This is a genomic window from Cellulomonas phragmiteti (assembly GCF_016862775.1).
Classification (GTDB): Bacteria; Actinomycetota; Actinomycetes; order Actinomycetales; family Cellulomonadaceae; genus Cellulomonas; species Cellulomonas phragmiteti.
Window position 1 is genome coordinate 101,825 of sequence record NZ_BONP01000002.1, and the last position, 13,660, is coordinate 115,484.

At 75.2% G+C, this 13,660-nt stretch carries 11 protein-coding genes; 2 read left to right on the forward strand and 9 right to left on the reverse strand.

From position 1 onward, the window contains the following. Nucleotides 1-19: 19 nt before the first annotated feature. The 7 genes from Cph01nite_RS02295 to Cph01nite_RS02325 all read right to left on the reverse strand — a co-directional run bounded on the left by Cph01nite_RS02295 (nucleotide 20) and on the right by Cph01nite_RS02325 (nucleotide 8,460). On the reverse strand, nucleotides 20-1,324 hold the full coding sequence (locus Cph01nite_RS02295; protein WP_203670754.1) for a resuscitation-promoting factor: 1,305 nt from the start codon (nucleotides 1,322-1,324) through the stop codon (nucleotides 20-22). Between the two features lie 224 nt (nucleotides 1,325-1,548). Further along, on the reverse strand, nucleotides 1,549-2,745 hold the full coding sequence (locus Cph01nite_RS02300; protein WP_203670755.1) for a resuscitation-promoting factor: 1,197 nt from the start codon (nucleotides 2,743-2,745) through the stop codon (nucleotides 1,549-1,551). 151 nt (nucleotides 2,746-2,896) lie between these two features. Continuing rightward, nucleotides 2,897-3,847, reverse strand: a complete 951-nt coding sequence (locus Cph01nite_RS02305) for a TatD family hydrolase (protein ID WP_203670756.1) — start codon at nucleotides 3,845-3,847, stop codon at nucleotides 2,897-2,899. Nucleotides 3,848-3,850: 3 nt separating this feature from the next. Next, on the reverse strand, nucleotides 3,851-5,638 hold the full coding sequence (metG, locus tag Cph01nite_RS02310; RefSeq protein ID WP_203670757.1) for a methionine--tRNA ligase: 1,788 nt from the start codon (nucleotides 5,636-5,638) through the stop codon (nucleotides 3,851-3,853). Nucleotides 5,639-5,647: 9 nt separating this feature from the next. After that, complete coding sequence (locus Cph01nite_RS02315; protein WP_203670758.1) at nucleotides 5,648-6,742, reverse strand: PH domain-containing protein; 1,095 nt, start codon at nucleotides 6,740-6,742, stop codon at nucleotides 5,648-5,650. Nucleotides 6,743-6,791: 49 nt separating this feature from the next. Further along, nucleotides 6,792-6,995 carry a hypothetical protein gene (locus Cph01nite_RS02320; RefSeq protein WP_203671103.1) on the reverse strand — a complete coding sequence of 68 codons (204 nt, stop codon included), beginning with the start codon at nucleotides 6,993-6,995 and terminating at the stop codon, nucleotides 6,792-6,794. A 211-nt stretch (nucleotides 6,996-7,206) separates the two neighbouring features. Further along, entirely contained in the window at nucleotides 7,207-8,460 is a 1,254-nt protein-coding gene (locus Cph01nite_RS02325; protein WP_203670759.1) for a PQQ-dependent sugar dehydrogenase, read from the reverse strand. 96 nt (nucleotides 8,461-8,556) lie between these two features. Here Cph01nite_RS02325 and Cph01nite_RS02330 point away from each other — a divergent pair, with 96 nt between their 5' ends. Continuing rightward, nucleotides 8,557-9,159: an isochorismatase family protein gene (locus Cph01nite_RS02330; RefSeq protein WP_203670760.1), complete on the forward strand. Its 603-nt coding sequence runs from the start codon at nucleotides 8,557-8,559 to the stop codon at nucleotides 9,157-9,159. A gap of 21 nt (nucleotides 9,160-9,180) precedes the next feature. Here the strand turns inward: Cph01nite_RS02330 and rsmI are convergent, their stop codons facing one another. Then, nucleotides 9,181-10,128 carry a 16S rRNA (cytidine(1402)-2'-O)-methyltransferase gene (rsmI, locus tag Cph01nite_RS02335; protein ID WP_203670761.1) on the reverse strand — a complete coding sequence of 316 codons (948 nt, stop codon included), beginning with the start codon at nucleotides 10,126-10,128 and terminating at the stop codon, nucleotides 9,181-9,183. A gap of 137 nt (nucleotides 10,129-10,265) precedes the next feature. Between rsmI and Cph01nite_RS02340 the strand changes: the two genes are divergently transcribed. Beyond that, a complete protein-coding gene (locus Cph01nite_RS02340) occupies nucleotides 10,266-12,089 on the forward strand; it encodes a dolichyl-phosphate-mannose--protein mannosyltransferase (protein WP_203670762.1) in 1,824 nt (607 codons plus the stop codon). Nucleotides 12,090-12,137: 48 nt separating this feature from the next. Here Cph01nite_RS02340 and Cph01nite_RS02345 read toward each other — a convergent pair whose 3' ends face one another. Continuing rightward, nucleotides 12,138-13,607, reverse strand: a complete 1,470-nt coding sequence (locus Cph01nite_RS02345; RefSeq protein ID WP_203670763.1) for a beta-N-acetylhexosaminidase — start codon at nucleotides 13,605-13,607, stop codon at nucleotides 12,138-12,140. Nucleotides 13,608-13,660: the final 53 nt, after the last annotated feature.

Consider the following 13,660-nt stretch of genomic DNA (forward strand, 5'->3'; position numbering starts at 1 on the left):
TCCGGCCCTGCGTGGTGCGTCAGCTGAAGAGGTTCTTGCCGCAGTGCGGCCACTGCCCGGCACCCGAGCGGTTGTAGAGCATCTTCGCGCGGGCGGTCTGCTCCTCGGCCGAGGCCTGCGAGGGCAGGCCGGCGCCGCCGACGCTCTGCCACGTCGCGACGGAGAACTGGTACAGCCCGTGGTACTTGCCGGTCGACGACACGACGTCCACCCGGCCGCCGGACTCGCACTTGGCCAGCGCGGCCCAGTTCAGGGAGTCGGCGTCGCCGCCCGCGGCGATCGGGCCCGCCGCGGCGGACGAGCCGGTCGACGCGGCTGCACGAGCGGGCGCGGGTGCGACCGGGCGCGCCTTGGTGCCGACCTTGACGACCTCCTCGACGGGGGCCTGGGTGATGCCGTCGCTGGCCGGCTCACGGGTCTCCTCGACGCCGTCGACCGTGGTGACGCGCTCGACGACGGTCCGCACGCCGGGGACGCCGGCCTGCGCGACGGCCTGCTGACCGGTGAAGCGGGTCGCGTCGTCCTCGGTGCGGGACGTGAACGGCACCTCGGACGTCGTCGCGACGTCCTGCACGACGACGCGCTGCACGACGACCTGCACCACGCCCGTGGCGCTGCGCTGGACGAGCACGCGGTCCAGCGGCTGCAGGGTGACGGCCAGCTCGTCGAGGACCGTGCCGACGGTCGCGTCGGCGTCCGGGACGTCGAGCACGGTGCCGTCCACGACGACCTCCGCGCGGCCGTCCAGCGCGAGGTCCAGCGGCAGCTCGGCGCGGTCGGCGGACCGCGACGCGACCAGCGCGACGGTCCCGGCGCGGTCGGCGAGGGTGTCCAGCGCCTCGTCGGCGCTCAGGGCCGTGGTCCACACGACCTGCCGGTCGCCGTCGATCGCGACGAGGAGCGCCGTCGCGTGCCGCACGACGATCTCGGCGCCGTCCTCGAGGACCCCGCTGTGGGACACGGTGTCGCGGTCGCCGACCTCGATGTCGTGGGCCGCGAGCAGCCCGTCGACGGACCCGGCGAAGGTGGTGACGCGGGTGACCTCGCCGTTGACGTCGAGCGCGACGGACTTGTGGGCCTGGGCGTAGGCAGTGCCGCCCGCGGCGACGACGAGCACGGCGGTGCCGGCGGCGACGAGCGGCCAGCGGCGGCGCGACGGCCCGGTCGAGGGACCCGGCTCCGGTCCGGCGTCGGGGTGCGGGGTGGCGGCGGCGTGGGACGCCGACGGGGTCGGACCGGTGTGGCGGGTCGAGAACTGCACGAGGCTCCAGCCGTCGTCGAGCCCGGGCACGGGGAGCGGCGGGACGTCGCGAGGTGCGGGCACCGTGCGCGTCCGCCACGGAGGGATCCCCGATCCGGCGGTCGCGGCGGCCGCGTGAGCGACCGCCGGGAGTCACCGGCACGGCGGCGGATCACCGTCCGTGCAATAGCGACACGCGACCGTAACGGAATCGTGACGTCAGATCCAACCCCCGCACGACGAGACGAACGTCACGCCGGCGGCGGCGCGTCGTCCGCGACGCGCCGCTGCCAGGACGTCCGGCGAGGTCAGTACCAGTTCTTGGCCTGCGAGTGCGCCCACGCGCCGCAGGGGTTGCCGTACCGACCGGCGATGTAGTTCAGCCCCCACGTGATCTGCGTCGCGGGGTTCGTGCGCCAGTCGTCGGCGACCGAGGCCATCTTCGAGCCGGGCAGCGACTGCGGGATGCCGTAGGCGCCCGAGGACTTGTTCTCGGCGTTCCAGCGCCAGCCGCTCTCCTTGTTCCACAGCGACAGCAGGCAGGCGAACTGGTCGTCGCCCCAGCCGCGCGCCGCGGCCATCTCCTTGCCCATCGCCTGCGCCGTCCCCGGCTCGACCGCGACCGACGCGGGGTCGGGCAGCGTGGCGGTGCCGACCCGGACGACCTGGTCGACCGGCGCGACGGTGACCACCGAGGCGAGCGCCGTGCGGCCGACGACGACGCCGCCGACCACGTCGAGCGAGTACGTCGTCGTCCGCTGACCGGCGCGGCCCTTCGTCTTGACGACCTTGTTGCCCGTCACCAGCGTGGGGTCCTCGACCTCCACCTCCGCGAACGGCACGGCCTCGGTGACGGTCTCCCCCGAGGTCGCCGCCCGCGTGACCAGCACGACGAGCCCGTCGACCGCCGCCGCGTCCAGGGGCACGGACACCTGGTCGGCCTCCTCGAGGACCAGACCGATCTCCCGCAGCGCGTCCCGCACGGTCGAGCCGCTGGTCACGCCGTCGATGACCTGGCCGTCGACCACGAGGTGCACGGTCTTCTGCGTCGAGACGCGCAGCACGTCGCGCCCCACGGTCGCGGAGCGCGAGGCGGACAGCCGCACGCCCTCGCGCAGCCCCAGCTCCTCGACCGCCTCGCCCACGGTCAGCGCGGTCGTCCAGACCGTGCGCTGCTGCCCGTCGACCTCGACCTCGATCTCCCGGCCGTGCCGCACGACGACCTGGCCGGTGCGGCCCACCGCCTGGTCGAGGCCCGGGGCGACGAGGTCACCCTCGGCCACCTCGATGCGCCCGGCCGACAGCACGTCGGCGACCGTGCGGCCGAAGGTCTGCACCTGCACCTCGGTCCCGTCCACGTCGACGGTCACGTCCTTGTGCATCGCCGCGAAGGCGCTGGTGCCGCCCGCGACGAGGGCGAGCACGACCGCCTGCGCGGCGGTGCGTGCGGCCCGGTCGCGCGCGCGGGTGGCGCGGCGGCCCGGCGCCTGCTCGGAGGCGGTCACGGTGTCCTTCGGGTCGGCGGGAGGGACGCTGCCCTGAGGTGCTCATCGGCACCCGGGCACGCGCGCTTGACCGCACGCACCGACAGGCGCCGCACAGACCGTAACCGACCTGTGACCCCCGCCACCAGTGGGCGGGGTGCGGCTGCCGTGGTCACCACACGCCGTAGACCTCGACCGTCGCGGCGCTGACCTGCGCACACACGTCCTCGAGGGGCCTGCCGGTGGCCGCGGCGACCGCACGGACCGTGCCCGGCAGCAGGTACGGGGAGTTCGGCCGTCCCCGGAACGGGTGCACGGTGAGGTACGGCGCGTCGGTCTCGACGAGCACCAGGGACGCCGGCAGCACCCGCAGGGCGGCGCGCAGGTCCTCGTTGGCGGGGAACGACACCGGCCCGGCGAACGAGCAGTACCAGCCCTCGGTCGCGCACACCTCGGCCAGGTCCGGCCCGCCGGAGAAGCAGTGGAACACCGTGCGCTCGGGCGCGCCGTCACGTCGCAGCACGTCGACCACCTCGTCGTGCGCGTCCCGGTCGTGGATCTGCAGCGCCAGCCCGAGCTCCTTGGCGAGCGCGACGTGCGCCCGGAACGCCTCGCGCTGCACCGCGCGCCCCCGCTCCCCGGCACGGAAGTGGTCGAGGCCCGTCTCGCCGATCGCCCGCACCCGCGGGTTGCCGCGCGCGACCTCGGCCACGGCGGCGAGCGCCTCGTCGAGCGGGACGGCGTGCCGCGGCTGCGGGTCCGGGTCGAGCCCGTCGGGGGCGACCTCGCGGACCCCCGCGTGCAGCACGGCCTCGTTCGGGTGGATCGCCACGGCCCCGAGCAGGGCGGGGTGCGCCCGCACCGCGGCGTCGGTCCACCCGACGGCGTCGAGGTCGCACCCGACCTGCACCATGCGCGGCACCCCGACCGCCGCCGCGCGCGTCAGGTGCGCGGCGAGGTCGGGGGTCGCGACCGTCCCGTCGCCGGGCGCGGCGCCGTCCGAGTCCCAGCCGCCCGCCCGCCAGCCGACCACCGCGTCCAGGTGCGTGTGGTTGTCGACGGCGGGCAGGGGCAGGGCCTCGGGCAGCGGCGGCCACCCCGTCTCACGGCGCTTGCGGGCCATGCCTCAGGACTGCCGGAGCCGCTCGAGCTCCTCCTCGACGATCGCGTCGTCGAGCTTGGTGAAGATCGGCGTGGGCTTCTCGATCGGCGTCCCCGGCACGACCGCCCTCGGCTGCCACGTGCCGCGCACCGCCGTGTAGTCCCCGGTGATGACGGGGTAGTGACGGCTGTCGTCGTCGAGGTCCGTGACCTCCTCGACGCGCGGCTGCGGCGAGAACGTCCCCGTGCCGCCGAGCGCCTCGTGCACCTGCTGGGCCGCGTGCGGGAGGAACGGCGCGAGCAGGGTGTTGAGGTCGCTGACGGCCTGCGTCGTCGTGTGCAGGACGGTCGCCAGACGGTCCGGGTCCGTCTTGAGCTTCCACGGCTCGGTCTCGGAGACGTACCGGTTGGCCTCGGTCACGACGCGCATCGCCTCCTGCAGCGCCTGCCGCTGCCGGTGGGCGCCGACCAGCTCGCCGACCCGCCCGAACGCCGCCGCGATCTGCGCGTTCAGCGCCTCGTCGACGGGCAGCAGCGCGCCCGGCGTCGGGATCGCGCCGAAGTTCTTGTGCACCATGCTCGCGGTCCGGTTGACGAGGTTGCCCCAGCCGGCGACCAGCTCGTCGTTCGTGCGGCGCTTGAACTCCGCCCACGTGAAGTCGACGTCCTGCATCTCCGGGCCGGCCACCGAGATGTAGTAGCGCAGCGCGTCCGGCTGGTAGCGCGCGAGCATGTCGCGGACCAGGATCACGACACCGCGCGACGTCGAGAACTGCTTGCCCTCGACGTTGAGGAACTCGCTCGAGACGACCTCGGTCGGCAGGTTGAGCGACCCGTACGCGCCGGGCGCCCCGCCCTTCGACCCCTTGCCGTCGTACCCCAGCAGCTCGGCGGGCCAGATCTGCGAGTGGAACGTGATGTTGTCCTTGCCCATGAAGTAGTACGACAGGGCCTCGGGGTCGTTCCACCACTGGCGCCACGCGTCGGGGTCGCCGCTGCGCCGCGCCCACTCGATCGACGCGGACAGGTAGCCGATGACCGCGTCGAACCACACGTACAGGCGCTTCGTGGGGTTGTCCTCCCAGCCCTCGAGCGGCACCGGGATGCCCCAGTCGATGTCGCGCGTCATGGCGCGCGGACGCACGTCGTCGAGCAGGTTGAGCGAGAACTTCAGGACGTTGGGGCGCCACCCGTCGCGCGTGCGCAGCCAGTCGCCCAGCGCGTCGACGAACGCCGGCAGGTCGAGGAAGAAGTGGTCGGACTCGACGAACCGCGGCGTCTCGCCGTTGATCTTGCTCACCGGGTTGATGAGCTCGATCGCGTCCAGCTGGTTGCCGCAGTTGTCGCACTGGTCGCCGCGCGCGCCGTCGTACCCGCAGATCGGGCACGTGCCCTCGATGTAGCGGTCCGGCAGCGTGCGGCCCGTCGACGGGCTGACCGCGCCCTTCGTGGTCCGCTCGACCATGTACCCGTTCCTGTGCACCGTGCGGAACATCTCCTGCACGACGGCGTAGTGGTTGCGGGTCGTGGTGCGCGTGAACAGGTCGTACGACAGCCCCAGCGCGGTGAGGTCCTCGACGATGACGCGGTTGTACCGGTCCGCGAGCTCCTGGGCGCTGACGCCCTCCTTGTCGGCCTGCACGAGGATCGGCGTCCCGTGCTCGTCCGTGCCCGAGACCATGAGCACGTCGTGGCCCGCCATCCGCATGTACCGGCTGAAGACGTCCGAGGGGATGCCGAAGCCGGCGACGTGACCGATGTGGCGGGGGCCGTTCGCGTAGGGCCACGCGACGGCCGACAGGATGCGGGACATGCGTCGATCCTAGGTGGGACGCCCCTGGTCCTCGTCCTCGATATCGCGCTCCGGACGCGGCTCGAGCGGGTCCTCGGGCGCGTCGACGTCCGCACGCCACCGCCGCCGGCCCAGGTCGACGAAGCGCCCGGTCGACTCCGAGACGTCCCAGGAGCGCTCGTGCGCCTCCTCCTCGTCGAGCCGCAGCGCCTCCTCCCCCGCGATCGCCTCGGCCTCCACCGACGTCCCGTCCTCGGCCGCCTCGGCCAGCGTGGGCGGCAGCCGCCGCTCGGGCCGGACGTCGTCGTCGGGGGCCGCGTCGGGGTCGTCGGTCTCGTCGCGCTGGCGGATGCGCAGGGGCTGGGTGTCGTCCGGCTCGAACGGCTGCTCCCGGGTCGGCCACACGACGACCGGCTCCTCCCAGCGGTCGCCGGCCGGGTCCGGCGCCGGCCGCGGGACGTCCTCGACCAGGACCGCCGCCCCCGGCCGCGGGACCGCGGTCGTCCGCACCGGCGGCACCGACGGGGGCGGCTCGTCGGGGCGAGGACGCCCCCGACGGGCCGGACGGGCCGCGCCGTCGTCGTCCTCGCCGTCCGACGGCGACGTGGTCACGGGCGTGAAGATGAGCGCGCACAGGTCCCGGTACGTCGCGTCCGGGCGGGCGACCCACCCGATCTGCCGCAGCGCCTGGTCCTGCCCCGCGGACTCGAGCAGGAACTGGCCGTACCCCAGCATCTGCCCCAGCACGGACCGCGAGTACCGCATGTCCGTGACCTTCATCAGCGGCATCATCCCGACCTGGTGGGTGACGAGGCCCGTGAGCAGGAGCATGCGCTTGTCCGTCGCGACGAACCACTCCACCCGCCACAGCAGCAGGAACCAGCCGAACCGTGCGAGCGCCGCGAACCACAGCCACCACACCACGAGCACGCCGTCGCCCAGGCTCGGCTGCAGCTGGTACGTCAGCCAGCCGCACACCGTGAACACGGCGGACGCCGTCAGCGCCGGCTCCAGCAGCTTGGCCCAGTGCCGGCGGGTCGCCAGGACGACGCGCTCGCCCGGCAGCACGTACCGGCGCAGCAGCCGGTGGGACATGACGATGCGCGTCGCGTGGTCGGTGGTCACGTCCTCACCTCCCGCCTCGTCCCGTCCTCCCGTGCCGCGTCCGGCCCGGTCAGGACGCCAGTCGCTCGAAGAACCTGGCGAACCCGTTGAACACGCCGTAGATGAAGTCCCAGATCGAGCGCACGGTGTCGGCCGCCCGGTCGGGGTTGGTGACGGCCGCGTACACCAGGAAGATGAAGACGACCCAGATGACGAAGTTCCTGACTCTCGCCGGCATGGTCAGCTCCTCGGTGTCGCTGGCGCGCCCGCGCACGGGCTCAGCGTGTCGGTCACCGCCCGCCGTCGTCGTCCGGCCGGTCGCCGGGGCCATCGGGACCCCGGACGGCGCACACAGTACCGATCAGGACGATCCACCCGAACCGCACACGCCGGACACGCCGCAGGACGTGTCGACTCTCAGCGGGTTCTCACGCTCCGGCGGGGCTGCGCGGGCTCCGGACGGGCCGCGGCGGGCCCGGCCGACCTCAGCCGACCGTGACCCGCAGGATCCGGTCGTCACCCTCGACCGGCGCGCCGCGGCCGTCGGTGTTGTTCGTCAGCACCCACAGCGACCCGTCGGGGGCGACCTCGACCGCGCGCAGCCGCCCGTGCTCGTCCGCGAGCAGCGGCTGCGGCTCGCCGACCCCCGCCGCGTCCGACGCGGGGTCGTCGAGCGTCGCGGGGTCGACCGGCCGCAGCGGCACCCGCCACAGCGTCCGCCCCCGCAGCCCTGCCAGGTACACGCCCTCGTCGGTCACGGCCAGGCCCGACGGCGACGCGTCCGACGTCGCCCACACCGCGACCGGGTCGGCGAGACCCTGCGCCGCTCCCCCCAGCCCCTCCACCTGCGGCCACCCGTGGTCGGCACCCGCACGCAGCACGTTGAGCTCGTCCCACGTGTCCTGCCCGAACTCCGAGGCGAACGCCCGCCCGTCGGGTGCCCAGCCGATGCCCTGGACGTTGCGGTGCCCGCGCGTCCACACCGGCGACGCCGCGTCGGGGTTGCCCGGCGCGGGCTCCCCGTCGGCCGTGACCCGCAGCACCTTGCCGCCCAGGCTGGCGGGGTCCGGCGCGAGGTCCGTCGTGTAGGTGTCGCCCGTCGTCACGTACAGGTACCCGTCGGGGCCGAACGCGAGGCGCCCGCCGTTGTGGTTGGTGCCGCTCGGGATGCCGTCGAGGAGCACGCGCGTCGGCCCGAGCGTCGCGCCGTCGAGCGTCGCGCGCAGCACCCGGTTGTCCTGCCGGGACGTCAGGTACACGACCACGTCGACGGGACCGCTCGCCGGGGCGTCGGGCAGCACGGCCACGCCGAGCAGGCCGCCCTCGCCGCGCGCGACCGTCGCCGCCGCGACCTCGTCGGCGCCCGGGCCGGTGACGTCGGTCAGCGACCCGTCCGGCCCGACGACCACCAGCGCCGCCGCGTCGCGCAGCGTGACCAGCGCCCGCCCGTCCGGCAGGAACGCCAGGCCCCAGGGCGCGTCGAGGCCGGTGACGACGTCCTGCACCGACGTCACCGCCACGGTCGGGACGTCGCGCACCCCCGTCCCGCCGGGTGACGCGTCGGCCGCGGGCGCCGGCGGCGTCACCGTCGCCCCGGGCGTTGTGGTCGTCGCCGCCGGCACCGGGTCGTCGGACGAGCAGGCCGCGAGCGCCAGCGCGACCGCCAGCGCACCCACCGCCGCGCCCGACCTGTGCCGCCTGCCGTCGCGCCGTGCCCGACCCCACCCGCTGCGTCCCATGGCTCCCACTGTGCCCGGCACCGGCACCGCCCGCAGCGCGGGCCGTCGCCGGGTGCGCCGGACGCGGACGACCGCGCGACGGTGGAGGATGGCCCCATGGACGAGACCACCACCCCGGGGAGCACCGGGAGGCGCGCGCTGCTCGTCGTGGACGTGCAGCCGACGTTCTGCGAGGGCGGGGCGCTGCCCGTCGTCGGCGGGAACGCGGTCGCGCAGGCCATCGCGGCGTACGCGGCCGCGCACCGGGCCCGCTACGACCTGGTCGCCACGACGCAGGACTGGCACGTCGACCCCGGCGAGCACTTCTCGGCGACGCCCGACTACGTCGACACGTGGCCGCCGCACGCGGTGGTCGGCACCCCGGAGGCGGAGCTGCACCCGGCGCTGGCCGACCTCGCCCCCGACGTCAGCGTCCGCAAGGGCGAGTACGCCGCCGCCTACTCGGGCTTCGAGGGCGTGGACGCGGACGGTCGAGCGCTCGGGACCGTGCTGCGCGACGCGGGCGTCACCCACGTCGACGTGGTCGGCATCGCCGAGTCGCACTGCGTGCGCGCCACCGCGCTCGACGCTCTCGGGCTCGGCCTGCGCACCCGCGTGCTCACGGACCTCACCGTGCCGGTCACGCCCGAGCAGGGCGCCGCGGCCCGTGCCGAGATGGCCGCCGCCGGGGCCGACCTCGTGGACTCCCGCACGCTCTGACCCCCGCGGCGACGCCCCGGCTCAGGGCGCGCGCGGGGGCGTGCGCGAGGCCAGCGCAGCGGCGTACAGGTCCCGCTTGGGGACCCCGCTCACCTCGGCGACCTCCGCGACGACCGACTTGAGGCGCTCGCCGCCGTCGACGCGCGCCAGGACCTCGGGGACGAGGTCGGCGACGTCGCGCGGCCCGTCCGCCGGCGCCCCGCCCACGACGAGCACGACCTCGCCGCGCACCTCGTGGGCGTGCGCCCACGACGCCAGGTCCACCAGCGGACCGCGCCGGACCTCCTCGTACGTCTTCGTCAGCTCACGGCACACGGCGGCCGGGCGGTCCGCGCCGAACGCCACGACGAGCGCGTCGAGCGCCTCGGCGACGCGGTGCGGCGCCTCGAACAGCACGACCGTGCGGCGCTCGGACGCCAGCGCGGCCAGCGCCCGGGCCCGGTCGCCGGGACGCCGCGGCAGGAAGCCCTCGAAGCAGAACCGGTCGGTCGGCAGCCCCGAGAGCGCGAGCGCGGCGAGGACCGCGCTCGGGCCGGGCGCGACGGTCACCGGCAGGTCCGCGGCGACCGCGGCCTGCACGACCCGGAACCCGGGGTCCGACACCGTCGGCATGCCGGCGTCGCTGACCACGAGGACGGTCCCGCCGTGCGCGACCACGTCGAGCAGCTCCTCGACGCGGCCCGCCTCGTTGTGCTCGTGGTGGCTGACGACCCGGCCCGCGATGGTGACGCCGAGGCGGGAGGCGAGCGCGCGGGTCCGCCGCGTGTCCTCCGCCGCGACGACGTCCGCCTCGGCCAGCAGCCGGCGCAGCCGCGCCGACGCGTCCTCGGCGTCGCCGATGGGCGTGGCCGCCAGCACGAGCGCACCCCCGCCGGCCCGCACGGAGCGCGCCGGCGGCAGCGGGCCGGGCGCGGGGGCGGCCTCGGGCTCCGTGGCGGGGTCGGGCTCGGCGGGTGTCGACGGGGTCACCGCACCAGCCTGCCACCCCGCCGACGCCACCCGTCCGGGGGACCCGGCAGGGCTCTGTCACGCGCGGTGCGCAGCCTCGCGCGAGCGTCCGGGCGGCGTCCGGAACGCCCTGGTCCGGGTGCCTCTACGATGGCCCGGTGCCGACCGACGGAGACGACACCGAGCGCGAGCCCAGCGTGCGGGGAGCAGCCCCCCGCACGTCCGCGGACACGCTCCCACCCACGCGCGTGAGCGCGCAGCCGGGCGGCGACGACGCCGCCCCGACGGGCGCGCCCGACGAGGCCCCGCCCGGCGACCCCGACGCCCCGGACGCCGACCCCGGGAGCCCGCAGCCCGCCGCCGTCGAGCCGTCGGAGCCCCACGAGCCGCGTCTGCTGCGCCGCCTGCTCGGCAGCGGGACGCTCGCCCTCGACGCGACCCCGCGCGCCCGGCTGCACGGCTGGCTGTGGGCCCTGGCCGTCACCGCGCTCGCCGGCGTGCTGCGGCTGTGGGACCTCGGGCGCCCGCACGTGCTGGTGTTCGACGAGACGTACTACGTCAAGCAGGGCTTCTCGATGCTCGTGCGCGGGTACGAGGCGTCGTGGGGCGACGACCCCAACGCCCGCTTCGAGGCCGGCGACACCAGCATGCTCGGTACCGACCCCGAGTACGTGGTGCACCCCCCGGTGGGCAAGTGGATGATCGCGCTCGGCATCCGCCTGGGCGGTGGCGTCGAGAGCTCGGCGGCGTGGCGCCTCGCGGCGGCCGTGTGCGGGACGCTGGCGGTCCTCATGATCGCGCGGATCGCGCGACGGCTGTTCGCGTCCACCGCGCTGGGCACCACCGCCGGCCTGTTCCTCGCGCTCGACGGCCAGGCGATCGTGCAGTCCCGCATCAGCCTGCTCGACCCCTTCCTCATGTTCTTCGCGCTCGCCGCGTTCGGGTGCCTGATCCTGGACCGTGAGCAGGCCCGACGACGGCTCGCCGTGCGCGCGGCGGCCGTCCTGGAGGCCGGCGGCCCGCTGGGCTGGGGCCCGGGGCTCGGGTTCCGCTGGTGGCGGCTCGCGGCGGGCGTGCTGCTGGGGCTGGCGATCGGGACCAAGTGGTCCGGCATGTACTTCCTCGCGGTGTTCGGCCTGCTCACCGTGCTGTGGGACGCGACCGCGCGGCGCAGCGCCGGCGTGCGGCCCTGGGTGCGGGCGACCCTCGTCAAGGACGCGGTGGTCGCGTTCCTCGTCATGGTGCCGACGGCCCTCGCGACGTACGTCGCGTCGTGGGCCGGGTGGTTCGCGACGGACAACGGGTGGAACCGCAGCTGGGCCGAGAACAACCCCGGCCAGGGCGTGCAGTGGCTGCCGCCGGCGCTGCGCTCCCTGTGGGCCTACCACCAGGACATGTGGCGCTTCCACAACGGCCTGGAGACCCCGCACGGGTACGCGGCCGGCCCGCTCGGCTGGATCGTGCAGTGGCGCCCGACGTCGTTCCACTACCCGCCGGACGTCTCGGGCCTGACCGGTGACGCCGCGCTGCAGGCGTGCGGGGCGGAGTCCTGCTCGCAGGCGATCCTCGCGGTGGGCAACCCGATCATCTGGTGGGGCGGCGCCGCGGCCGTCCTCGTCGCCCTGTTCTGGCTGGTCCGCTACCGCGACTGGCGCGCCGGCGCCGTCCTGTCCGGCCTGCTCGCCGGGTGGGTGCCGTGGTTCGCCTACGCGCACCGCACGATCTTCACGTTCTACACCGTGGCGTTCGTGCCGTGGGTCGTGCTCACGCTCGTGTACGTGCTGGGGCTGCTCGTCGGGCCGCCGGTCGACGACACCGGCACCGCGCGCGACCACCGGGCACGGCGCTGGACGGTGGCGGCCGTGGGGGTCTTCGTGGCCGTCGTCGTGGCGGCCGGGCTGTTCTTCTACCCGGTGTGGGCGGCGTGGGTCATCCCGTGGCAGCAGTGGCACATCCGCATGTGGCTGCCGACCTGGATCTGACCCGACGCCCCCGAGGCCCCCGACGCCCCGGCCGCCCCGGCACGGGTGTCAGCCGTCCCAGCGTCCCTGCGACGAGCGGTGCCACGCGATCCCCATGCGCTCCCAGTGGGCGCCGTGCCCCCGCAGCCGCTCGGTGAAGTCGTCGAAGTCGCGCCGCCCGGGCGCGCTCCAGGCGACCTCCGCGACCGCGGCCAGCCGCGGCAGCAGCATGGTCGTCAGGTCGTCGAGCGTGCGCAGCGTCTCGGTCCACACGGCGGCCTCGACCCCGACGACCGCGTCGGGCGGCAGGCCGTCGACGAGCGTCGCCGGCTCCCAGTCGTAGGCGTCGCGCAGGTCCACGTGCCCGGCCCACTCCAGCCCGAGCGGGAACCCCGGCTCGTACTTCATGTCGAGGTACACCCGCGACCCCGGTGACAGCAGGATCCGGGCGCCCGCCCGGGCGGCCGCCACGAACGGCTCCGGGTCGGCGCGCGTGTCCCAGTACTGGACGACCGTGCCGACCGGCAGGTCGGGCACGGCCGCGACCTCCTGCCACGCGACCACCCGCTTGCCGTGGGCGGTGACGGCCGCCGCCGCCGAGCGCACCAGACGTGCGTACTCGTCGGCGCCCATCGTGAGGACCTCGTCACCGCCGATGTGCAGGTAGCGGCCCGGTGTCATGTCGGCGAGGTCACCGAAGACGTCGGCGAGGAAGGCGTGCGTCGCGGGCAGGTCGTCGTGGAGCCGGGAGAAGCCGACGTCGATGCCCAGGTACTCCGGGGCGGGCTGCCCGTCGGGCGTCAGCTCGCCGTACGCGTGCAGCGCGGCGTTGACGTGCCCGGGCACGTCGATCTCGGGGACCACCCGGATCGCCCGTGCGCGGGCGTACGCGAGGATGTCGTCCCAGTCGGCCGCGGAGTAGTAGCCGCCCGGGTCGCCGCCCACCGAGTGGGCGCTCGAGCGGCGCACCAGCTCGGGCCGGGACGGCATGTCCAGGCGCCAGGCCTGGTCGTCCGTCAGGTGCAGGTGCAGCACGTTGAGCTTGTAGTGCCCCATGAGCCCGATGACGACCTTGAGGTCGGGCACGCTGACGAAGTGCCGGGCGACGTCGACCGACAGGCCGCGCCACGCGTAGCGCGGGGCGTCCTCGATGCGCACCGCGTCCACCTCGATGCCGCCATCGGGCCGCTCCCGCAGCAGCTGCCGCAGGGTGACCACCGCGTGCACGAGACCCTCCGTCGTGCGCGCCTCGAGCCGCACCCGCCCCCCGCCGACGACGACGCGGTACGTCTCCGGGCCGGGCGGCAGGTCGTCGACGAGCCGCATGCGCACGACCCCGGGGGTGTCGAGGTCGGCGTAGCGGATCTCGACGGCGCGGCCGCTGACGCGACCCAGCAGGTCGGCCGTCAGCACGGCCAGGGGCATGAGGTCGTCGGCGGCGTCGACCACGACGACGGTCGAGCGGGTGATGACGAACGGGGCCTGCGACGACGGCTGGACGACGAGCGGTGCGGGCACGACCCCGGACACGTCGGACACGGAACTCCTCAGGACGGTGGACGGCCCCCCAGCCCAGCAACCTACCTGCCGAC

Excerpts from the sequence above, each read along its gene's own strand:
- Cph01nite_RS02305 (WP_203670756.1), bottom strand. The coding sequence starts at position 3,847 with ATGGCCCGCAAGCGCCGTGAGACGGGGTGGCCGCCGCTGCCCGAGGCC.
- metG (WP_203670757.1), bottom strand. The coding sequence starts at position 5,638 with ATGTCCCGCATCCTGTCGGCCGTCGCGTGGCCCTACGCGAACGGCCCC.
- Cph01nite_RS02325 (WP_203670759.1), bottom strand. The coding sequence starts at position 8,460 with ATGGGACGCAGCGGGTGGGGTCGGGCACGGCGCGACGGCAGGCGGCAC.
- Cph01nite_RS02330 (WP_203670760.1), top strand. The coding sequence starts at position 8,557 with ATGGACGAGACCACCACCCCGGGGAGCACCGGGAGGCGCGCGCTGCTC.